Source organism: Streptomyces mutabilis, assembly GCF_014649815.1.
GTDB classification, from domain to species: Bacteria; Actinomycetota; Actinomycetes; order Streptomycetales; family Streptomycetaceae; genus Streptomyces; species Streptomyces mutabilis.
Map to the genome: position 1 here is coordinate 53193 of NZ_BMTT01000024.1, position 20718 is coordinate 73910.

Consider the following 20718-nt stretch of genomic DNA (forward strand, 5'->3'; position numbering starts at 1 on the left):
CCAGTCCGCTCGGGGTACCGGACGATTTCTCGTCATGTTAACGCGATTGGTTCGGGGCACGTCCGGTCGTCCACAGGCTGTGGGTTTCCGCAGGGCGGCCGGACACACCCGGCGGCGCGTGCCGGACCGTGGGGAAACCCGGGTGACCGGCCGTGGACCCACGCGGCGTGATCCCGGCATGATCCCGGCATGAGCGATACGGCAGAGCAGACCGAACCGGCCGAGGAACGGCGCCGGCGACTGCGTCTACGACGCGTGGCGGCCCACCGCGAGGCGCGGCGCGTGCTGGCGCGCCCGGGTTTCGCCACGACCCTGCGGCAGCGCATGGCCCTGCTGGACGACGCCGCCGCGCTGTACGACCTCGACGAGCCCTCCGACATGTACGGCAACGGCATCGTGGCGGCGCTGGAGGAGAGGACCGCCGCCCTGCTCGGCACCGAGGCCGCCGCCTTCTTCCCGACGGGCACCATGGCCCAGCAGGTGGCCCTGCGCTGCTGGGCGGGCCGCACCGGCAACCCGGCCGTCGCGCTGCACGGGCTGAGCCATCCCGAGGTGCACGAGCGCGACGCCTTCAGCCGGGTCGGCGGACTGCGTCCGGTGCGGCTGACGGACGAAGCCCGGCAGCCGACCGCCGACGAGGTGCGCGGTTTCGAGGAACCGTTCGGCGCTCTGATGCTGGAACTGCCGCTCAGGGACGCCGGTTTCCAGCTGCCCACCTGGGACGAGCTGACCGAGGTCGTCGAGGCGGCGCGGGAGCGCGACGCGGTGGTCCACTTCGACGGGGCCCGCCTGTGGGAGTGCACCGTCCGCTTCGGCCGCCCGCTCGCCGAGATCGCCGGCCTGGCGGACAGCGTGTACGTCTCGTTCTACAAGTCCCTCAAGGGCTACGGCGGTGCCGCACTGGCCGGTCCCCGGACGCTGGTCGAGGAGGCGAAGGCCTGGCGGCACCGGTACGGCGGCCTGCTGTTCCAGCAGTTCCCCACGGTGCTGTCCGCGCTGGCCGGACTGGAGCGCGAGCTGCCCCGGCTGCCCGAGTACGTGGCCCACGCGCGCGTGGTGGCCGCCGCGTTGCGCGGAGGCTTCGCGGCGGCCGGGCTCCCGTGGGCGCGCGTGCACCCCGAGGTGCCGCACACCCACGAGTTCCAGGTCTGGCTGCCCTGTGACGCCGACGACGCGGGCGAGGCCGCGCTGCGGCAGGGCGAGGAGACCGGGACGATGCTCTTCTCCCGGCCCTGGGACTCGCGCGGTCCGGGGATCGCCTTCACCGAGGTCGGGGTGGAGTCGGCGGGCCTGGAGTGGACGGCCGCCGACGTCAAGGCGGCGGTCACCGACTTCGCGGCCAGGCTGAGGGCCTGACCGGCCGTGACCTGGGGTCGGCCCCGGGGCTGCCCGCGCGGCCCCGGGTTCAGCCCAGGGCGCGCGGCCGCAGGGACCACCACCGGCGCAGGGCCCGCCGCAAGCGGCCGTGCGCGGGGCGGCCGGCGAGCACGGCCTGGAACCGGCGGCGGTCGCGCCACTCGCCCACGACCTGCCGGTCCCGGGTGCCGGGCGCCGGCGGCGCGGGCTCGCCGAGCTGCCGGGCGCGGTAGGTGTCGAGGAGGTACTGCTGCGTGAGGCTCATGGCGGATCGCCTTCCTCCAGGGGGACGGAGGAGTGGGAAGTCGGGCTCCGCGGCTGCCCCGTGGCTCCGGACTGCGCCGCGGGGGAGGCGGCAGTCCCGTCGATTGACGGCGGCGGTCAATCGACGTCGGCGTTGTCAGTGGCGGGATGCACCATGAGGACATGAGCGTGCGCATCGACATCGCGGGGCTGCGGCCGGAGAGGGTCGCCGTCGTTCCCTCACCCCTGGCCGAGCTGGGCATGGCGCTGCACGCCCTGTCCGAGCCGGGGCACCATCCGGGCCTGCAGGGCTGGGCGACGGGCGTGACCGCGCGGCTCGACTCGCATCTGGCGGACCGGATGTGCGAGGCCGACTTCCTGTGGCGGACGACTTTCTCGGACCTGTTCATGCCCTTCGCCGGTGTACCGGGCCGCGACACACTGCCCGGCGCCACCCTCGCCGAGGACCTGGACCTGCTCGACAAGCTGTCCGACGAGCAGTTCGTGGACGCGGCGCTGGAGTTCACCTGCGCGCTGCCGTACAGCACGGGTGGCGTCTCGGCGCTCACCGACCCCGAGGCGTGCCGCCGCGCGCTGGACCTGGCCGCCGCGCGGGGGCCGCAGCAGCTGCGCTTCAGCGAGCGGCTGCTGGCCGACCCGCCGCGCATCCGCGGCTGGCTGCGGCAGTTCGCGCAGGACTGCGACGAGGCGTTCTTCGCGGAAGCCTGGTCCCGGCTGCGCCACCAACTCGCGGCCGACGCCCGGCACAAGACGGACCTGCTGCGCCACAAGGGCCTCGCCGAGGCGCTGGCCGCCGTGTCCCCGGCCGTCTCACTGGACGAGGGCTCCGCGCGGATCACGGTCGACAAGCTGGGCGACGGCCGCTCGGCGACCGGGGACGGCGGCCTCCTGCTCGTCCCGACCAGCCTGGGCCGGCCGCACCTGATGGTCCTGCACCGGCACGACTGGCAGCCGGTGCTGCACTACCCGGTCGGCTCCCCCGAGCTGGCCTCGCCGCCGTCGGTCGAGCAGCTCACCCTCCGGATGACCGCGCTGTCCCACCCGGTCAGGATGCGGATCTGCCGCCACCTGGCCCGCAGCGCTTACACCACGAGCGAGCTGGCACAGGCGCACGGGATGACCGCGCCGGAGATATCCCGGCACCTGGGGGTGCTGAAGAAGGCAGGACTGATCACCACCCGCCGTCGCGGCCGGTACGTACTGCACCAGCTGGACGTGACGGTGGTGGCCCGGCTGGGCAGCGACTTCCTGGAGGGCATACTCCGCTGATCGCGGGCCGATCGGAGCACGACCGGCCCCGCCGGCCCCCTCAGCCCTGCCCGCCGCCCGCCCGCACGAGCCCCGTCTCGTAGGCGAGAACCACGACCTGCACCCGGTCGCGCAGGTCCAGTTTGGTCAGAATGCGGCCCACGTGGGTCTTCACCGTCGCCTCCGACAGCACCAGTCGGGCCGCGATCTCCCCGTTGGACAGTCCCTGCGCCACCAGCACCATCACCTCGCGCTCGCGCTCGGTGAGCCGCTGGAGCTCCGTGTGCCGGGGCTGTTGGCCGGTGGCCGGCAGCATCGGCGCGAAACGGTCCAGGAGCCGGCGGGTGGTCGAGGGGGCGACCACCGCGTCCCCGCTGTGCACGGACCGGATCGCGGCGAGCAGCTCACCGGGCGGCACGTCCTTCAGCATGAAGCCGGAGGCGCCCGCCTTCAGCGCCGAGAAGGCGTACTCGTCGAGGTCGAAGGTGGTCAGGATCAACACCTTCGGCGCCTCGGGATCCACGCAGATACGGCTGGTGGTCTCGACGCCGTCGAGCTTGGGCATGCGGACGTCCATCAGGACGACGTCCACGGAGGTCGAGCGCAGCACCTGGAGGGCCTCGACGCCGTCGCCCGCCTCCGCGACGACCTCCATGTCCGGCTGGGCGGCGAGCACCATCCGGAACCCGGTGCGCAGCAGCACCTGGTCGTCGACGAGCATTACGCGGATCGTCATCCGGGCCTCTTCCTCACAGGTCTTACGGGTCTTACAGGTGTCAACGCGGTACGCGCGCACGTGCGCGGCCGTCAGGGTGCGGGCTTCAGCGGCAGCAGCGCACTGATCCGGAATCCTCCGCCCGGCCGCGGTCCCGCGTCCAGGGTGCCGCCGACCATGCCGACCCGTTCCCGCATGCCGATCATGCCGTGCCCCTGGCCGTCGAAGCCGCCCTCCTCGTACAGCTCGTGCGGGGCGCCCTTGCCGTCGTCCTCGATGAGCAGCCCGAGGCCGTCGTCGAAGTAGACCAGCCGCACGCTCGCGCCCGCGTTGGGGCCACCATGCTTGCGGGTGTTGGTCAGCGCCTCCTGCACGATGCGGTACGCGGTGAGCTCCACGCCGCTGGGCAGCTCGCGCGGGGTGCCTTCGACCTTGAAGTCGACGGGCAGGCCGGAACTGCGGCACTGCTCGACGAGGTCCTCGATCTGCTGGACGTCGGGCTGCGGGACGTACTCGCCGGCCTCCTGGTGCTCGCCGGTGCGCAGCACGCCGAGCAGGCGGCGCATCTCGGCGAGGGCCTGACGGCCGGTGGAGGAGATGGTCTCCAGGGCCTTCTTCGCCTGGTCGGGGGCGGTGTCCAGGACGTAGGCGGCACCGTCGGCCTGGACCACCATCACGGAGACGTTGTGCGCGACGACGTCGTGCAGCTCGCGCGCGATCCGGGCGCGTTCGGCGGCGACCGCCACCTTGGACTGCGCCTCGCGCTCCTTCTCCAGCCGGGCGGCCCGCTCCTCCAGCTGCGCGAAGTAGGCGCGGCGGGTGCGGACGGAGTCGCCGAGCACCCAGGCGAGGGCGAAGGGCACCGCCTGGAACACGGTTATGGCGATGTTGGCACCTATGCCCAGGCCGCCGTCGGCCCAGCGCAGCTGGGCGAGGGGCGCCGCGCACAGGCCCACGGCGAGCGCGGTCCGCGAGGCCCAGCGGGCTCCGGTCGCGGCGACGGTGTAGATGATCACCAGGAAGGCGAAGTCGGCCGGGAGTGTGGAGACGTCCAGGACCAGCTGTCCCGCGCCGAGGGCGAGGGCCAGCACCAGCATCTTCTCCGGCATCCGCTGTCGCAGCGCGATCACGAAGCACAGCAGGACGGTGAAGCCGAGGAGCAGCGCCGTGGTGTCCGTGCCCTCGCTCCGGGGCTGCGGGGTCGTAAGGGACACCAGGGAAATCCCGAACAGGACGAGGGCCCAGAAACAGTCGACCCCGGTCGGGTGGCTGCGGATGAAGGCGTAGAGGCGCTGCACGTAACCCAGCGTAGGGAAGTGCGATAGGTGCAGGGGTCAACCGGAGGGCCGATCCGCAGCCTCCGTGCATACTCCGCAAGGTGGAGGCTCCGCTCCTCAGTGCCCCTAGCCTGGGTCTGTGACAGCAGGGGCGAGCAGGGCCACAGGGGCCTCGGGAACTCACGGGAACCGGCGGGGCTGGCGGGGCTGGCGGGAAGCAGCACAGGACGCCCTCTACGGAACGGCCGGTTTCTACCGCACCGCGCCGGAGGGACCGGCCGGGCACTTCCGGACGTCTGTGCATGCGTCGCCGCTGTTCGCCGGAGCGGTGGCGCGGCTGCTGTGCCGGATCGACGAGGTGCTGGGGAGGCCCGCGTCGCTGGACTTCGTGGACATGGCGGCCGGCCGCGGGGAACTGGTCACGGGGGTGCTGGCCGCGCTGCCCGCCGATGTGGCGGCGCGCACGCGCGCGTACGCCGTCGAGATCGCCGGCCGCCCGGACGGGCTGGACCACAGGATCGAGTGGTCGGCCGAGCCGCCGCGCGGGGTGACCGGGCTGCTCTTCGCCAACGAGTGGCTGGACAACGTGCCGGTGGACGTGGCCGAGGTGGACGGCGCGGGGCTGGCCCGGCGGGTGCTCGTCCGGGACGACGGGACCGAGCGGCTCGGGGAGCCGGTGGCCGGAGCGGAGGCCGAATGGCTGGCCCGGTGGTGGCCGCTGACCGGCGAGGAAGGGCGCCGGGCGGAGATCGGGCTTTCCCGGGACGTCGCCTGGGCGCGCGCCGTCGCGGCGCTGGACGCCGGTCTCGCCGTGGCCGCCGACTACGCGCACACCGTGGACACCCGCCCGCCGTTCGGGACGCTCACGGGCTTCCGGGAGGGCCGGGAGACGCCGCCGGTGCCGGACGGGTCGTGCGACATCACCGCGCACGTGGCGCTGGACGCGTGTGAGGCCGTCGGGAAGCGCGCTCCGGGGCGCACGCTCCCCGACGCGCTGTCGCGCCCCCAGCGGGAGGTCCTGCGCGCCCTCGGCGTCACAGGCGTACGCCCCCCGCTCGCGCTGGCCTCCACCGACCCGACGGCGTACGTACGCGCCCTGGCGAGCGCCTCCGAGGCCGCCGAGCTGACCGCGGCGGGCGGCCTCGGCGACTTCCGGTGGCTGCTCCAGCCGGTCGGGTCCCTCGACGCCGAGGCCCTACTTGTCGATGTCCCCGACGACGAAGAAGAGTGACCCGAGGATCGCCACCATGTCCGAGACCAGTGTCCCGGGCAGCAGCTCGGTGAGCGCCTGGATGTTGTTGTACGAGGCCGAGCGCAGCTTCAGCCGGTACGGGGTCTTCTCGCCCTTGCTGACGAGGTAGTAGCCGTTGATGCCGAGCGGGTTCTCGGTCCAGGCGTACGTGTGGCCCTCAGGCGCCTTGAGCACCTTCGGGAGTCGCTGGTTGACCGGTCCGGGCTCCAGCTCGGCCAGGCGGTCCAGGCAGGCGTCGGCGAGGTCGAGGGCGTTGTGCGTCTGCTCCAGGAGGCACTCGAAGCGGGCGAGGCAGTCGCCGTCGGTGCGGGTGACGACCTTCAGGGTGTCCTGGAGTTCGCCGTAGGCCAGGTACGGCTCGTCGCGCCGGAGGTCGAAGTCGACGCCGGAGGCGCGGGCGATCGGGCCGCTGACGCCGTAGGCGTGCACGGCCTCGGGGCTCAGGGCGCCCACCCCGCGCGTGCGCCCCCGGAAGATCTCGTTGCCGAGCACCAGGTCGTCGAAGACGTCCATGCGGGAGCGCACGGCGGCGACGGCACCGCGTGCGCGTGCGGTCCAGCCGGCCGGCAGGTCCTCCTTGAGGCCGCCGACGCGGTTGAACATGTAGTGCATGCGCCCGCCGGAGACCTCCTCCATGACGTTCTGGAGCACCTCGCGCTCGCGGAAGGCGTAGAAGACCGGGGTGATGCCGCCCAGCTCCAGCGGGTACGACCCGAGGAACATCAGGTGGTTGAGCACCCGGTTCAGCTCGGCGAGGAGCGTGCGCGTCCACACCGCGCGCGTGGGGACCTCCATGCCGAGCATGCGCTCGACGGCGAGGACCACGCCGAGCTCGTTGGAGAACGCGGACAGCCAGTCGTGGCGGTTGGCGAGCACGATGATCTGACGGTAGTCACGGGCCTCGAACAGCTTCTCCGCGCCGCGGTGCATGTAGCCGATCACGGGCTCCGCGTGGACGATGCGTTCGCCGTCCAGGACGAGCCGCAGCCGCAGCACGCCGTGCGTGGACGGGTGCTGGGGCCCGATGTTGAGCACCATGTCGGTGCTCTCCGCGGCGCCGCCGATGCCGACCATGGTCTCCGTCGTGGGAGTCATGCACACAGTCTCCCCTACGTACGCTGGCTCCATGGAGACGGGGAGCCCTGACGACACGGGCGCGGCCGGGACGGCGAAGGCCACGCGGGACGATCCGGTGTGGACCGGCCTGCCACCGGGACTGCTGCGCATGCGACGCCTGCTGCTGGTGGTGTGGCTGGGGTTGCTCACCCTTGCCGCGGGCCTGCTGCCCGGACTGTTCCTTGGACCGGCGTGGGCGGTTCTCGCGCTGCTGCCGCTGGGCCTGGCGGTGTGGGGATGGGCGATGCTGGAGCGCAACTGGCGGTCCTGGCGGTACGCCGAGCGCGCCGACGACCTGTTGATCAGCCGGGGCGTGCTGTGGCGGGAGGAGACCGTCGTGCCGTACGGGCGCATGCAGTTGGTCGAGGTGACCTCCGGGCCGGTCGAGCGGCACTTCGGCCTGGCCAGCGTCCAGCTGCACACGGCCGCCGCCGCGACCGACGCGACCATCCCGGGCCTCGACCCGGCCGAGGCGGAACGTCTCCGCGACCGGCTCACCGAGCTGGGCGAGGCCCGATCGGCGGGGCTGTGACGACGCCCGGGGAGGAAGAGACGGCCAGGGGCTCCGTAGCGCCCGGGGAGGACCCGGCGGGCGGTGGCTCCGTGGCGCCCGGGGAGGGCCCGGCGGCCAGGCGCTCCGTGGCGCCCGGGGAGGACGAAGCGCGCACGAACTGCCCGGCGTCCGGAAAGGGAGAAGCCGGCACCGGCTCCCCAGCGTCCGGGAGGGAACAAGCCGGAACCAGCTCCCCAGCCCCCGGACAGGAGGTACCGAGCACGAGCTCAGCGGCCCCCGACCGACTCGCCGAGCGCCGACTGCACCCCGTCACGCCCCTGCGGCGGGCGTGGGCGCCGGTGGCCGTGCTGGTCGGATGGGCCGTGCACGATCCCGACCAGGCACAGCGCCAGCTGACCCGGCTGACCACGACCCACCTGCTGCTCGGCCTCGCCCTATTGATCCCGGCCGCCGCCCTGTACGGTTTCCTGACCTGGTGGTTCACCCACTACGCGGTGACCGACACCGAGCTGCGCATCCGCACCGGCCTGCTGTTCCGCCGCACCGCCCACATCCGGCTCGAACGCGTCCAGGCCATCGACGTCACCCAGCCCCTGCTCGCCCGCGTCGCGGGGGTCGCCAAACTCAAACTCGACGTCATAGGCACCGGCAAGAAGGACGAACTGGCCTTCCTGGGAAACGACGAGGCCCGCGCACTGCGCGCCGAACTGCTCGCCCGCGCGGCCGGACTGGCACCCGAGACCGCGCACGAGGTCGGCGAGGCACCCTCCCGGCAACTGCTGCGCGTGCCGCCGCGCGTGCTCGCCGTCGCCCTGCTGCTGACCGGCGCGACCTGGGGCACCCTGATCGCCGCCGCCCTCGTACCCACGCTGCTGTGGCTAGCCACCCACAACCTGTGGACGGTGCTGGCGACCGCCCTGCCGCTGCTGGGCGCCGCGGGTGCGAGCAGCGCGGGCCGGTTCGTCGGGGAGTACGACTGGACGGTGGCGGAGTCCCCGGACGGGCTCCGCCTCGACCACGGACTGCTGGACCGCGCGCACGAGACGGTGCCGCCGGGCCGGGTGCAGACCGTGCGGATCGTGGAGCCGCTGCTGTGGCGGCGGCGGGGCTGGGTGCGGGTGGAGCTGGACGTGGCCGGGTCGTCGAACTCCGTGCTGATCCCGGTCGCCCCGCGCGGGATCGCGGAGTCGGTCGTGGCGCGCGTGCTGCCCGGGGTGACCGTGCCGGCGGGCCCGGCGCTGTCGCGCCCGCCGCGCCGGGCCGCGCGCTGCAGGCCGCTGTGGTGGCGGGGCTACGGGCTCGCCGTCACCCATACGGTCTTCGCCGCCCGGTACGGGCTGCTCAGCCGCAGTCTGGCTCTGGTGCCGCACGCGAAGGTGCAGAGCGTGCGCCGCACCCAGGGGCCGTGGCAGCGGGCGCTGCGGCTGGCCGACGTACGGGTGGACACGGGGGCGAACAAGACCGTCACCGCACGCCTGCGCGACGCCGACGAGGCGGCGGAACTGCTGCGGGCCCAGGCGGAACGCTCCCGGACCGGCCGTCGGGACGCGCTGCCGGACCGGTGGATGGCCTGACGTCCCGCGCCCGTCCGTGCCCGGTCAGGACACGGCGCTGCGCAGCCCCTGCACGTCGATCTGCTCCGTCTCGTCGTGGGCCGTCAGGTCGATGACCTGGCCCACGCCCCGGGACTCCTCGCCGGCCTGCTTGAAGACCGCCTCCTCCTCCGCCTTGTGCAGAGCGGGGGTTTCCTGGCCGACCACGTCGGAGAGGTCCTCGTTCTGGACGGTCTTCAGGGCTTGTGGCGACGACGTGCCGTCCTGGTCGTTCTTGGTGCCGAAGAAGTCGAAGCCGCCCTCGACGACGGGGCGCCGGGCCGGGGCCGACGGTACGACGGCCACCGCGGCCGGCACCGAGAAGCGACCGGTGGCCCGCCCGGTGGGCTCAGTGGGCTGCGCGGGACGGGCGGTCGGGGAGGCGGCGGCGGTGCGCTCGTGTCCGTCGGCCGCCTCGTGCTGCCCCTGCGCCTCGTCCTTCCGCGCGGTGCCGTCGTCCTGCGCGGTCTCGTCGACCGCCACGCGCTCGCCCCCGCCGTTCCCGTCGTCATCGCCGTCGCCGCCCGCACCGGAGCCACGGTCGTCGGCGGGCACGTCCCCGGTGAAGCGGGCAAGTGCCGCGTTCGCCCGCAGGAAGAGCCGGGAGCCCCCGGGCGAGAAGACGGAGGGCACGTCCTCGGCGGTCCCGTCGGCCACCGCCTCCCGGGCCACGGCTTCCTCGACGGGTGTCTCCTCCGCCGGTGCCGGCCGGGCGGGCGGCAGCGCGGGCGCCTGCGGCACGGCCTCTGTCTCCAGCAGCCGACGGCCCTCCAGCGCGCTGGCCCGCTCGGTCTCGGCGGTGGCGTAACGCCGCAGAAGGGCAGCGTGCTCGTTGCGCAGCCCCGTCAGTTCGGTGCGCTTGGCCCGCAGCCGCTGCTCCAGCTTCTGGCGCAGTTCGCGCGACTCCTCCAGGTCGGACTCCAGTTCGGCGACCCGCTCCTCGTAGCGCCACTCGTCGTTCGCACGCGCGCGCATGAGGTCGGCGACGCGCTTGCCCGCCTGCGCGTCCCAGTGCCGCATGACGACCGCACCGACGACGGCCGTCACCGCGGCGGCCGCGGCCAGTGAGCGCAAGATCATCGCTTCGCTGAACACCCAGGGGACGAGGGCGCAGACGACGGAGACGCCTGCGATCGCCGACGGAGGAAGCAGTCTGTGCAGGGGCGGGGAATGGCGGTGACGTCCACGTGGCATGGCCAGAAACTTACCGCGCGTAGGCGATTCTTGGCGCCCCGCCCCGCAAAAACACAGCCGTATCCCAGGCGTTCACACGCTACCGGGATTCCACGCGGCCACCGGGGGCCGAATTAGTTCAAGATCATTTATGGCCGCTCGCCGATCCGGCCGCTGAGCCACTGCAGCGTCGCGGGAATCTCGCGCCGCCAGGTATTGAAGTTGTGTCCGCCGCTTTCCAGGATGATCGAGGAGATCCGCGTCGGCTTCCGTTCCTTGACCAGATCAATGAACTTCAGCGTGTCCTTGTAGTTCGTTTCACCGGACCTGCTGCTGCTGACCAGCAGCGAAGCCTCCGGACCTGGCCGGTTCTTGACGCTCCACCACAGGCTGGCCCGGTTTCTCAGCCCCTTGTCGCCCCGGAAGAGATCACCCGTGGTGGGGTCGCTGGGCGCGTCGTAGTAGGCGGAGAGCCCGGCCCCCGCCCCGAACACCTCGGGATGATGCACGGCCAGCTTCAGGGCGCAGTAGCCACCGGTCGAATTGCCGACGACGCCCCAACTCCCCCGCCCTTCGTCCACTCGGCAGTGAGCACTCACGGCCTCGGGCAGGTCCTTGGCGAAGAACGACTCCGTCCGCGGACCGCCCGGCACGTCCACGAACTCGGTGTCGCGCGGGGGCGCCACGGTGGGCCGCAGCATCACCAGGATCATCGGCCGCATCCGCCCCGCCTCGGCCAGGGCGAACGCCGTACGCGGATAGCGGAGTTTGTCCACCAGCGCCGAGGCGGTCCCCGGATAACCGGTCAGGACGACGGCGGCGGGAAAGGTACGCGCACGGTGCCGCGCCTGGAAGTACTCGGGCGGCAGATAGACGTACGCGGGCGACGCGATCCGCGTCGTACGGCCCACGACCCGTATCTCCTGCACCCGCCCGGCGGCCTCCGGCCGTCCCCCGCCCGTCGGTGTCGCCCGCCGTTCGCCGACGACGCTCAGCGGCCCGCCCCCGCCGGCGGAGTGGTCGACGACCACGCCCTGGCCGTCCTCCCGGCCGAACAGGTCGGCCCAGCTCCCGTAGAACCCGAAGGCCTGGTTGGCGGCCAGCCCCACCGCCGCGAACACCGCCACCTGGGTGGCCGACAGCAGCCCCACCCGCCCGAGGACGGCCCGCACACTCCGCCGGCCCAGCCGTGGCCACAGCCACACCGTGCCGACGAACAGCAGCACGCCGGACACCACCGCCAGCGCCGGCACCTTGTCGCTCGTGAGACCCATGCGTTGCTACCTGCCTGCGCTTTCCGTGGGGCTTTCCGACAGGCGGAGTGAACCTCTCCACCCGAGGCATCGTCCTAGAGGGCGCAATGTCGCCGGATGCCCGAAACGGGCCCGGATCCACGATCTCTCGCAGAACCACAGGTGCGATGTCTGTCAGGACAGATGAGGAAATGTCGGGCGGGGTTCCGGCCGAGCCCACCGGCCTACGACGAGTACTGCGCGGCCCCCGCCCGGAGAACGTCCCCCTCCTCGTCGGCCGCGCCTGCGCACTCGTGGGACTGCTGGACATCGCCGCCGGCGTCTTCCCGTGCTTCCGGCACAGCCGGATGCACGCCCTCGCCGAGGTCCTCCCCGGCTCCTTCGGCCCCTTCGCCGCGGCCCTCTCCCTCAGCGCCGGCGTCCTGCTCCTCCTGCTCGCCCACGGTCTCAAGCGCCGCAAGCGCAGGGCCTGGCGGGCGGCGGTGGCGCTGCTCCCGTTCGGCGCCGTCGCGCAGTTCACGTACCGCCACTCCTTCCTCGGCGTACTGATCTCCCTCGCGCTGCTCGCGCCCCTCCTGCGCCACCGCGACCAGTTCGCGGCGCTCCCCGACCCGCGCAGCCGCTGGCGGGCACTGGCCAACTTCGTCCTCATGTCCGCCGGCTCCCTGGTGCTCGGACTGATCGTCGTCAACGCCCACCCGCACCACATGATCGGCGACCCGAGCCTGGCCGACCGCATCACCCACGTCCTGTACGGCCTGTTCGGCGTCGAGGGCCCGGTCGACTACCGGGGCCACACGTCCTGGACGGTCGCCTCCTCCCTCGGCGCGCTCGGCCTGCTGACCGCCGTCACCACCATCTACCTGGCCTTGCGCCCCGAACACCCGGCGGCCCGCCTCACCGAGGACGACGAGAACCGCCTGCGCGCCCTCCTCGCCCGGCACGGCGGCCGCGACTCCCTAGGCCACTTCGCGCTGCGCCGCGACAAGGCCGTCGTCTTCTCCCCCAGCGGCAAGGCCGCCGTCACCTACCGCGTCGTCTCCGGCGTGATGCTGGCCAGCGGCGACCCGATCGGCGACGTGGAGGCCTGGCCGGGCGCCATCGAACGCTTCATGGACGAGGCCCGAGCCCACTCCTGGACGCCCGCCGTCATGGGCTGCTCCGAGACCGGCGGCGAGGTGTGGACCCGGGAGACCGGCCTCGACGCCCTCGAACTGGGGGACGAGGCGGTGGTGGACGTGGCGGATTTCTCCCTCGCCGGCCGCGCGATGCGCAACGTGCGCCAGATGGTCAAGCGCATCGAGCGCGCCGGTTACGAGACCCGCGTACGGCGCGTGGCTGACCTCTCCGACGCCGAACTGGACCGCGTCCGCCGCGCCGCCGACGCCTGGCGCGGCACGGACACCGAGCGCGGCTTCTCCATGGCCCTGGGCCGCATCGGCGACCCCTCCGACGGCGACTGCCTGATAGCGACCGCTCACAAGCAGGACGCCGAGCCCGGCGAGTACGGCGGCCTCAAGGCGGTCCTCCACTTCGTCCCGTGGGGCGCCGACGGCGTCTCCCTGGACCTCATGCGCCGCGACCGCGCGGCCGACCCCGGCATGAACGAGCTCCTGATCGCGGCCGCGCTCCAGGCCGCCCCGAGGCTGGGCATCGCCCGCGTCTCCCTGAACTTCGCCATGTTCCGCGCGGCGCTCGCCCGCGGCGAGAAGATCGGCGCGGGGCCCGTGCTGCGGGCCTGGCGCGGACTGCTGGTGTTCCTCTCCCGCTGGTTCCAGATCGAGTCCCTGTACAAGTTCAACGCCAAGTTCCGCCCCCGCTGGGAACCCCGCTTCGTCGTCTACCGCGCTTCGGCGGACCTCCCTCGCATCGGCTTCGCCGCGATGCAGGCCGAGGGCTTCGTCGCCCTCACACTCCCCCGGTTCCTGCGCCGCGGCACGCCCGCGCGGCGGCCGTGCCCGCGCGGGGTGTGGGAACGGGGCGCGCGGGCGGCGTGACGCGGCACGGCGGGTGAGGCAAAGGCGCCCGCCGTGCGCCCCGCCCCACCGCCGGAGGCAGCGGCGAACACCACCCCCCACTGGGCCTACGCTGAACACATGAGCAAGCAGACCGCCCGCCGCCACCTCGCGGGACTGACCGCATGGGACCGCTGCGCGGTCATGGGAGTCGTCAACGTGACCCCCGACTCCTTCTCCGACGGCGGCCGCTTCTTCGACACCACGGCCGCCGTCAAGCACGGCCTGGACCTGGTGGCCGAAGGCGCCGACCTGGTGGACGTCGGCGGCGAGTCCACCCGCCCCGGCGCGACCCGCGTCGACGAGGACGAGGAACTGCGCCGCGTCGTCCCGGTCGTGCGCGGACTGGCCTCGGAGGGTGTCACGGTCTCCGTCGACACCATGCGGGCCTCGGTCGCCGGTCGGGCTCTCAAGGCCGGCGCCGCCCTGGTCAACGACGTCAGCGGCGGCCTCGCCGACCCCCGCATGATCCCCGTCGTGGCCGATGCCGGCGCCCCCTTCGTCGTCATGCACTGGCGCGGCCTCCTGGAGGGCGGCAACGTCAGGGGCACCTACGACGACGTCGTCACCGAGGTCGTCGACGAGCTCCGCGCGCGCGTGGAAGCCGTCCTCCGGGGCGGCGTCGCCCCCGACCGCGTCGTCGTCGACCCCGGCCTGGGCTTTTCCAAGGACGCCGAGCACGACCTCGTCCTCCTCGCCCACCTCGACCGCCTCCACGCCCTCGGCCACCCCCTCCTCGTCGCCGCCTCCCGCAAGCGCTTCCTCGGCCGGGTCCTGGCCGGCCCAGACGCCACCCCGCCCCCCGCGCGGGAGCGCGACGCGGCCACCGCCGCCGTCTCCGCCCTGGCGGCGCACGCCGGCGCGTGGGCCGTACGCGTGCACGAGGTCCGCGCCACCGCCGACGCCGTACGCGTGGCCCGCGCCGTCGAAGGCGCGCGCACCCCGCACGAGAACCCGGGCGGCACGGACGGCACGGCCCCGGAAGGAGCCCGGTGAACGCCCCGCACATCGACGTCGAGCAGGTCGAGGCGGCCAACACCGCCTTCTACGAGGCACTGGAGCAGGGTGACTTCGAGAAGGTCTCCGAGTTCTGGCTCACCCCGTCCGACCTGGGCATCGACGAGTCGTACCACGACCCGGCCGACGCCGGCGTGGTCTCCTGCGTGCACCCCGGGTGGCCGGTCCTCACCGGCCGCGGCGAGGTCCTGCGCTCCTACGCCCTGATCATGGCGAACACCGACTACATCCAGTTCTTCCTCACCGACGTGCACGTCTCCGTGACCGGTGACACCGCCCTGGTGACCTGCACGGAGAACATCCTCAGCGGCGGTCCCGCCCCCGAGGGCGACGACGAGCTCGGCCCGCTCGTCGGCCAGCTCGTGGTCGCCAGCAACACGTACCGGCGCACGCCCGCCGGCTGGAAGCTCTGGTCGCACCACGCCTCCCCGGTACTCACCGAGACCGGGGACGACGACGAGGGCCCCGAGGTCACACCCCCTGACCGGTCCGGGTGACCCCCGGAAGACGCAAGGAGTGGTTGGAATCACGGACCACCGGGTACGGGCGGCTACCAACCCGTGATCCACCGGGGCCGCCAGGGCAAACACGGGATGAAACCTCCCGGCGTCCGCCCGCCCCCGCCCACCCCGTGGCCCGGCGCTGTCGGTGCCCGCGGGTAGATTCGACTGTGGCCGCCGTACCGCCCGCACGCGGTACGCACCGGCCGAGACCGACGACTGCAGGAGTGATTCGCGTGGATCGTGTCGCGCTGCGCGGCCTGAAGGCCCGCGGGCACCACGGTGTGTTCCCCCGGGAGCGCGAGGACGGCCAGACCTTCCTCGTGGACATCGTCCTGGGCCTGGACACCCGACCGGCCGCGGCCGACGACGACCTGGCGAAGACCGTGCACTACGGCATCGTCGCCGAGGAGGTCGTGGCCGTCGTCGAGGGAGAGCCCGTCAACCTCGTCGAGACGCTCGCCGAGCGCATCGCCCAGGTCTGCCTGAAGCACGAAGGGGTCGAGGAGGTCGAGGTCTGCGTCCACAAGCCGGACGCGCCGATCACCGTCCCCTTCGACGACGTGACCGTCACCATCATCCGGAGCCGTGTATGAGCGCCCCCTTCTCCAAGGGCCCCAGCGACCCGACCGTACAGCCGGTGCCCGCCTCCGTCATCGAGCAGGTCGACGCGGCCGACACCACGCTGTCCAACCCCAAGCGCGCCGTGGTCGCCCTCGGAGCCAACCTCGGCAACCGCCTGGAGACCCTCCAGGGGGCCATCGACGCCCTGGAGGACACCCCGGGCGTGCGAGTCAAAGGGGTCTCGCCGGTCTACGAGACGGAGCCCTGGGGCGTCGCCCCGGACAGCCAGCCCGCGTACTTCAACGCGGTCGTGATCCTCAAGACCACCCTGCCCCCGTCCTCCCTGCTGGAGCGGGCGCACGCGGTAGAGGAGGCCTTCCACCGGGTCCGTGACGAGCGCTGGGGCCCGCGCACCCTGGACGTCGACATCGTCGCCTACGCGGACGTCGTCTCCGACGACCCGCAGCTCACCCTCCCCCACCCGCGCGCCCACGAACGCGCCTTCGTCCTCGCCCCGTGGCACGACGTGGACCCCGACGCCCAGCTGCCGGGACACGGCCCGGTCGCCGACCTCCTGGACGCCGTCACCCGGGACGGTGTCGCGCCCCGCGCCGACCTGGAACTCCGGCTGCCCGAATAGTCGTTAAGGTCGACGGGTCAGGACGACCGTGCCGACGACGAGGCCGAGGGCCACGCCGGGGAACCGAAGGGACACCCGAACACCGTGAAAGAGTTGCGCATCAGGGTGCTGGCCGGCGTTTTCCTCGTCGCCGGAATCCTGTCCTGGGCGGGCGCCCGCCTGTGGAACTCGATCGGGAGCCTCCCGAGCGTCCCCCTGGCCGCCCCCGTCGTCCTCGCGCTGATCGCCGTGATCCTGCTGGCCACCGCTCTCTCGCTGCGCGCCCGTCTGAAGGCCCAGCGGGAGCGCGTGCCCGGCGCCAAGGGCGTCGATCCGATGATGGCGGCCCGCGCGGTCGTCTTCGGCCAGGCCAGCGCCCTGGTGGCCGCCCTGGTCGCCGGGATGTACGGCGGCACGGGGGTCTTCCTGCTGGAGTTCCTCGACGTCCCGCCCCGGCGTGACCAGGCCGCCTACGCCGGCTTCTCGGTCCTGGCGGGCGTCGCCGTCATAGCGGCCGCGATCTTCCTGGAACGCGTCTGCAAGCTCCCGGAGGACGAGGACGACGACCACCCGGGCGCGGCCACGGCCGCCTGACCACCTCTGACCACGCCTGACCTGACCGCTCCGCGCCCGGCGACCGCCGGACGGACCCGCGGACGGCGGCGGCGCGCCGTCAGCGAGCCATGATCAGGCTCATCGCCTCGTTGCGCGTGGCGACGTCCCGCAGCTGTCCGCGCACCGCCGAGGTGAGGGTCTTCGCACCGGGCTTGCGTATGCCGCGCATCGACATGCACATGTGCTCGCACTCCACGACGACGATCACGCCCCGCGGCTCGAGGATCTCCATCAGCGAGTCGGCGATCTGCGTGGTGAGACGTTCCTGCACCTGGGGCCGGCGGGCGTAGACGTCCACGAGGCGGGCCAGCTTGGACAGGCCGGTGATCTTGCCGTTGGTCGCCGGGATGTAGCCGACGTGCGCGACGCCGCGGAACGGGACGAGATGGTGTTCACAGGTGCTGAACACCTCGATGTCCTTCACCAGCACCATCTCGTCGTGGCCGAGGTCGAACGTCGTCGTCAGCACGTCCTCGGGCTCCTGCCACAGTCCCGCGAACATCTCCTTGTAGGCCCGCGCCACCCGCGCCGGCGTCTCCCGCAGCCCCTCGCGGTCCGGGTCCTCGCCGACCGCGATGAGCAGCTCGCGTACGGCGTTCTCGGCCCGCTTCTCGTCGAACTCGCCGATCTGGCCCTCGCCGTCCAGCGTCACGGGGTCGGTCATCTGGTGCCTCGTTCCTGTCCTGTACTGCGGTCGGCATACGGGAATGCCGCGCCCCCCAAGGCTAGAACCTGGGGGGCGCGGCATACATTCCGGGCCTGGTGGGGCCGCCGGGAGGGCCGGTCAGCTCTCCGGGCGGTCCTCCGGGCGGCGTTCCGGTGCCGGGGCCGGCTCCGCCGTGGTGCTCTTGGCGGTGGAGATCGCCGCCGTGGCGCCGTTCGCTCCGTTCGTCAGGGCGAGCTCCTTGGGGGAGAGCACCGGCGGACGGGTCGAGGGCGTACGACGCGAGGAGCCGGTCCAGGCGGGCCGGGACGGACGCTTGACGATCTGGGAGAAGATCTCGGCGATCTCATCCTTGCCCAGCGTCTCCTTCTCCAGCAGCGCGAGGACGAGGTTGTCGAGGACGTCGCGGTTCTCGACCAGGATCTCCCAGGCCTCGTTGTGCGCCGTCTCGATGAGCTTCTTGACCTCCTCGTCGACCAGCGCGGCGACCTCTTCCGAGTAGTCGCGCTGGTGCGCCATCTCACGCCCGAGGAACGGTTCGGTGTTGTCGCCACCGAACTTGATCGCACCGAGGCGCTCGGTCATGCCGTACTGCGTGACCATCGCACGAGCCAGGCCGGTGGCCTTCTCGATGTCGTTGGCGGCACCCGTCGTCGGGTCGTGGAAGACCAGTTCCTCGGCCGCACGGCCGCCCAGCATGTAGGCGAGCTGGTCCAGCATCTCGTTGCGCGTGGTCGAGTACTTGTCCTCGTCCGGGAGCACCATCGTGTAACCGAGGGCCCGGCCTCTCGACAAGATGGTGATCTTGTGGACCGGGTCGGAGTTCGGTGAGGCCGCCGCGACCAGGGCGTGACCGCCCTCGTGGTACGCGGTGATCTTCTTCTCCTTGTCCGACATGATCCGGGTCCGCTTCTGCGGGCCCGCGACCACACGGTCGATCGCCTCGTCCAGCATGTGGTTGTCGATCAGCTTCTGGTCGCTGCGGGCCGTCAGCAGGGCGGCCTCGTTCAGCACGTTGGCCAGATCGGCACCGGTCATGCCGGGCGTACGGCGGGCGACGGCCGACAGGTCGACGTCCGGGGCGACCGGCTTGCCCTTCTGGTGGACCTTGAGGATCTCCAGACGGCCCTGCATGTCCGGACGGTCGACGGCGATCTGCCGGTCGAAGCGGCCAGGACGCAGCAGCGCCGGGTCGAGGATGTCGGGCCGGTTCGTGGCGGCGATGAGGATCACGCCGCCCTTGACGTCGAATCCGTCCATCTCGACGAGCAGCTGGTTCAGGGTCTGCTCGCGCTCGTCGTGACCGCCGCCGAGGCCGGCGCCGCGGTGACGGCCGACCGCGTCGATCTCGTCGACGAAGACGATCGCCGGGGCGTTCGCCTTGGCCTGCTCGAACAGGTCGCGCACTCGGGAGGCACCGACACCGACGAACATCTCGACGAAGTCGGAACCGGAGATCGAGTAGAACGGCACACCCGCCTCGCCCGCCACGGCGCGCGCGAGCAGGGTCTTGCCGGTGCCGGGCGGGCCGTACAGCAGCACGCCCTTGGGAATCTTGGCGCCGACGGCCTGGAACTTGGCCGGCTCCTGCAGGAACTCCTTGATTTCGTGGAGTTCCTCGACGGCCTCGTCCGACCCGGCGACGTCCGAGAACGTCGTCTTGGGGGTGTCCTTGGTGATGAGCTTGGCCTTGGACTTGCCGAAGTTCATGACCCGGGAGCCGCCGCCCTGCATCTGATTCATCAGGAACAGGAAGACGACCACGATCAAAACGAACGGCAGCAGCGTGAGCAGGATCCCGACGAACGGGTTCTGCTTCGACGGCGACACCGTGTAGCCGTCCGAGATCTGCTTGTCCTGATACTTGTTCTGCAGCGTGTTGGCGAGGGTCACGCCCTGGTCGCCGATGTAGCTCGCCTGGATCTTCGAGCTGCCCTCGACCTTTTCGCCGTCCTTGAGCTGAACCTGGATCTTCTGCTCATCGCCGGTGGTCAGCTTGGCCGACTCGACCCTGTTGTCGTTGATCGCCTGGACGACCTGGCCTGTGTCCACCGTCTTGTAGCCGCCGGACGAGCCGACGACCTGCATCAACACGACCACGGCAAGGACGGCCAGCACGATCCACATGACCGGCCCACGGAAGTATCGCTTCACGTCCATCCACACGGAGCGGTGCCGCCCCGTCCCTCCTGCCATAGTGAGTTTGATAAGACAGTTCTTCTGACGGTACCCCAGCCGGGCGGCCCTCAGCCGCACGGGACGGCCGGCGTCCCGTCTGCATGCTCCAACGGCGCGGGAGCCTCCGGGGTTCCCGGCCGCCCCCACGAACGCCGCAGAGCGCCCTACAGGACCTTGTCAGCCGCCGTAGACGTGGGGCGCGAGGGTACCGACGAACGGGAGGTTGCGGTACTTCTCGGCGTAGTCGAGGCCGTAGCCGACGACGAACTCGTTGGGGATGTCGAAGCCGACCCACTCCACGTCGATGGCGACCTTCGCGGCGTCGGGCTTGCGCAGCAGCGTGCACACCTTCAGCGAGGCGGGCTCGCGCGAGCCGAGGTTGGAGATCAGCCAGGACAGGGTCAGCCCGGAGTCGATGATGTCCTCGACGATCAGGACGTGCTTGCCCTTGATGTCGGTGTCGAGGTCCTTGAGGATCCGCACCACGCCGGAGGACTGGGTGCCCGCGCCGTACGAGGACACCGCCATCCAGTCCATCGTGACGGGGGTGGACAGCGTGCGCGCGAGGTCGGCCATGACCATCACGGCGCCCTTGAGCACGCCGACGATGAGCAGGTCCTTGCCCGCGTACTCCGCGTCGATCTTCGCGGCCAGCTCGGCCAGTTTCGCGTCGATCTCTTCCTTGGTGATGAGTACCTTCTCGAGGTCGGCACCCATGTCGTTCGCGTCCACCCGCATCACTTTCGGTCGTCCCACCGGCCGCTCCGGAGCGCCCCGGCGATCCGG

At 72.1% G+C, this 20718-nt stretch carries 20 protein-coding genes; 11 read left to right on the forward strand and 9 right to left on the reverse strand.

Features of this window, described 5'->3' with window-relative positions; translation table 11 throughout:
- Positions 1–189: 189 nt before the first annotated feature.
- Positions 190–1356 carry a threonine aldolase family protein gene (locus IE142_RS30830; RefSeq protein WP_191888781.1) on the forward strand — a complete coding sequence of 389 codons (1167 nt, stop codon included), beginning with the start codon at positions 190–192 and terminating at the stop codon, positions 1354–1356.
- A gap of 49 nt (positions 1357–1405) precedes the next feature.
- Here IE142_RS30830 and IE142_RS30835 read toward each other — a convergent pair whose 3' ends face one another.
- The gene (locus IE142_RS30835) at positions 1406–1621 is read right to left on the reverse strand and encodes a hypothetical protein (RefSeq protein WP_191888782.1); all 216 of its coding nucleotides are present in this window, start codon (positions 1619–1621) and stop codon (positions 1406–1408) included.
- A 161-nt stretch (positions 1622–1782) separates the two neighbouring features.
- Here IE142_RS30835 and IE142_RS30840 point away from each other — a divergent pair, with 161 nt between their 5' ends.
- Positions 1783–2889: a DUF5937 family protein gene (locus tag IE142_RS30840; RefSeq protein WP_191888783.1), complete on the forward strand. Its 1107-nt coding sequence runs from the start codon at positions 1783–1785 to the stop codon at positions 2887–2889.
- A gap of 40 nt (positions 2890–2929) precedes the next feature.
- Here IE142_RS30840 and IE142_RS30845 read toward each other — a convergent pair whose 3' ends face one another.
- The gene (locus IE142_RS30845; RefSeq protein WP_191888784.1) at positions 2930–3604 is read right to left on the reverse strand and encodes a response regulator; all 675 of its coding nucleotides are present in this window, start codon (positions 3602–3604) and stop codon (positions 2930–2932) included.
- 71 nt (positions 3605–3675) lie between these two features.
- Positions 3676–4881: a sensor histidine kinase gene (locus IE142_RS30850; RefSeq protein ID WP_191888785.1), complete on the reverse strand. Its 1206-nt coding sequence runs from the start codon at positions 4879–4881 to the stop codon at positions 3676–3678.
- Between the two features lie 118 nt (positions 4882–4999).
- Here IE142_RS30850 and IE142_RS30855 point away from each other — a divergent pair, with 118 nt between their 5' ends.
- Positions 5000–6091 (forward strand): SAM-dependent methyltransferase, encoded by a 1092-nt coding sequence (locus IE142_RS30855; protein ID WP_191888786.1) that lies wholly within the window; start codon positions 5000–5002, stop codon positions 6089–6091.
- On the opposite strand, the gene IE142_RS30860 is transcribed toward IE142_RS30855, so the two are convergent.
- Positions 6056–7207, reverse strand: coding sequence for an NADH-quinone oxidoreductase subunit D (locus IE142_RS30860; protein ID WP_191888787.1), 1152 nt, complete (start codon positions 7205–7207; stop codon positions 6056–6058). The two genes, IE142_RS30855 and IE142_RS30860, sit on opposite strands and share 36 nt — an antisense overlap.
- A 31-nt stretch (positions 7208–7238) precedes the next feature.
- Here IE142_RS30860 and IE142_RS30865 point away from each other — a divergent pair, with 31 nt between their 5' ends.
- Together IE142_RS30865 and IE142_RS30870 are read left to right on the forward strand one after the other, a co-directional pair.
- Positions 7239–7760: a PH domain-containing protein gene (locus IE142_RS30865; protein ID WP_043371886.1), complete on the forward strand. Its 522-nt coding sequence runs from the start codon at positions 7239–7241 to the stop codon at positions 7758–7760.
- A gap of 281 nt (positions 7761–8041) precedes the next feature.
- Entirely contained in the window at positions 8042–9316 is a 1275-nt protein-coding gene (locus tag IE142_RS30870) for a PH domain-containing protein (protein WP_191888801.1), read from the forward strand.
- Positions 9317–9340: 24 nt separating this feature from the next.
- Here the strand turns inward: IE142_RS30870 and IE142_RS30875 are convergent, their stop codons facing one another.
- A complete protein-coding gene (locus tag IE142_RS30875) occupies positions 9341–10528 on the reverse strand; it encodes a hypothetical protein (protein ID WP_191888788.1) in 1188 nt (395 codons plus the stop codon).
- Between the two features lie 128 nt (positions 10529–10656).
- Entirely contained in the window at positions 10657–11781 is a 1125-nt protein-coding gene (locus tag IE142_RS30880; protein ID WP_191888789.1) for an alpha/beta hydrolase, read from the reverse strand.
- A 170-nt stretch (positions 11782–11951) separates the two neighbouring features.
- On the opposite strand from IE142_RS30880, the gene IE142_RS30885 reads away from it, so the two are divergent.
- From IE142_RS30885 to IE142_RS30910, 6 genes are all read left to right on the forward strand, one after another.
- A complete protein-coding gene (locus IE142_RS30885) occupies positions 11952–13757 on the forward strand; it encodes a phosphatidylglycerol lysyltransferase domain-containing protein (protein WP_191888790.1) in 1806 nt (601 codons plus the stop codon).
- A gap of 99 nt (positions 13758–13856) precedes the next feature.
- On the forward strand, positions 13857–14771 hold the full coding sequence (gene folP / locus IE142_RS30890; RefSeq protein ID WP_191888791.1) for a dihydropteroate synthase: 915 nt from the start codon (positions 13857–13859) through the stop codon (positions 14769–14771).
- Positions 14768–15289 carry a nuclear transport factor 2 family protein gene (locus IE142_RS30895; protein ID WP_191888792.1) on the forward strand — a complete coding sequence of 174 codons (522 nt, stop codon included), beginning with the start codon at positions 14768–14770 and terminating at the stop codon, positions 15287–15289. The genes folP and IE142_RS30895 overlap by 4 nt, the downstream gene beginning before the upstream one ends.
- Positions 15290–15528: 239 nt before the next feature.
- Positions 15529–15888: a dihydroneopterin aldolase gene (folB, locus tag IE142_RS30900; RefSeq protein WP_100047154.1), complete on the forward strand. Its 360-nt coding sequence runs from the start codon at positions 15529–15531 to the stop codon at positions 15886–15888.
- Positions 15885–16496: a 2-amino-4-hydroxy-6-hydroxymethyldihydropteridine diphosphokinase gene (folK, locus tag IE142_RS30905; RefSeq protein ID WP_191888793.1), complete on the forward strand. Its 612-nt coding sequence runs from the start codon at positions 15885–15887 to the stop codon at positions 16494–16496. Before folB ends, folK begins: the two co-directional genes overlap by 4 nt.
- An 84-nt stretch (positions 16497–16580) precedes the next feature.
- Positions 16581–17069: a DUF3180 domain-containing protein gene (locus IE142_RS30910; RefSeq protein WP_191888794.1), complete on the forward strand. Its 489-nt coding sequence runs from the start codon at positions 16581–16583 to the stop codon at positions 17067–17069.
- A 79-nt stretch (positions 17070–17148) separates the two neighbouring features.
- On the opposite strand, the gene folE is transcribed toward IE142_RS30910, so the two are convergent.
- The 3 genes from folE to hpt all read right to left on the reverse strand — a co-directional run bounded on the left by folE (position 17149) and on the right by hpt (position 20649).
- Positions 17149–17754: a GTP cyclohydrolase I FolE gene (gene folE / locus IE142_RS30915; RefSeq protein ID WP_043371873.1), complete on the reverse strand. Its 606-nt coding sequence runs from the start codon at positions 17752–17754 to the stop codon at positions 17149–17151.
- Between the two features lie 120 nt (positions 17755–17874).
- Positions 17875–19914 carry an ATP-dependent zinc metalloprotease FtsH gene (gene ftsH, locus IE142_RS30920; RefSeq protein WP_191888802.1) on the reverse strand — a complete coding sequence of 680 codons (2040 nt, stop codon included), beginning with the start codon at positions 19912–19914 and terminating at the stop codon, positions 17875–17877.
- Positions 19915–20109: 195 nt separating this feature from the next.
- Positions 20110–20649: a hypoxanthine phosphoribosyltransferase gene (hpt, locus tag IE142_RS30925; RefSeq protein WP_229831030.1), complete on the reverse strand. Its 540-nt coding sequence runs from the start codon at positions 20647–20649 to the stop codon at positions 20110–20112.
- Positions 20650–20718: the final 69 nt, after the last annotated feature.

Coding starts and splice junctions, on each gene's coding strand:
- IE142_RS30830 (WP_191888781.1), top strand. CDS start 190: ATGAGCGATACGGCAGAGCAGACCGAACCGGCCGAGGAACGGCGCCGG.
- IE142_RS30835 (WP_191888782.1), bottom strand. CDS start 1,621: ATGAGCCTCACGCAGCAGTACCTCCTCGACACCTACCGCGCCCGGCAG.
- IE142_RS30840 (WP_191888783.1), top strand. CDS start 1,783: ATGAGCGTGCGCATCGACATCGCGGGGCTGCGGCCGGAGAGGGTCGCC.
- IE142_RS30845 (WP_191888784.1), bottom strand. CDS start 3,604: ATGACGATCCGCGTAATGCTCGTCGACGACCAGGTGCTGCTGCGCACC.
- IE142_RS30860 (WP_191888787.1), bottom strand. CDS start 7,207: ATGACTCCCACGACGGAGACCATGGTCGGCATCGGCGGCGCCGCGGAG.
- IE142_RS30865 (WP_043371886.1), top strand. CDS start 7,239: ATGGAGACGGGGAGCCCTGACGACACGGGCGCGGCCGGGACGGCGAAG.
- IE142_RS30875 (WP_191888788.1), bottom strand. CDS start 10,528: ATGCCACGTGGACGTCACCGCCATTCCCCGCCCCTGCACAGACTGCTT.
- IE142_RS30880 (WP_191888789.1), bottom strand. CDS start 11,781: ATGGGTCTCACGAGCGACAAGGTGCCGGCGCTGGCGGTGGTGTCCGGC.
- IE142_RS30885 (WP_191888790.1), top strand. CDS start 11,952: ATGTCGGGCGGGGTTCCGGCCGAGCCCACCGGCCTACGACGAGTACTG.
- folP (WP_191888791.1), top strand. CDS start 13,857: ATGAGCAAGCAGACCGCCCGCCGCCACCTCGCGGGACTGACCGCATGG.
- folK (WP_191888793.1), top strand. CDS start 15,885: ATGAGCGCCCCCTTCTCCAAGGGCCCCAGCGACCCGACCGTACAGCCG.
- folE (WP_043371873.1), bottom strand. CDS start 17,754: ATGACCGACCCCGTGACGCTGGACGGCGAGGGCCAGATCGGCGAGTTC.
- ftsH (WP_191888802.1), bottom strand. CDS start 19,914: ATGGACGTGAAGCGATACTTCCGTGGGCCGGTCATGTGGATCGTGCTG.
- hpt (WP_229831030.1), bottom strand. CDS start 20,649: ATGGGTGCCGACCTCGAGAAGGTACTCATCACCAAGGAAGAGATCGAC.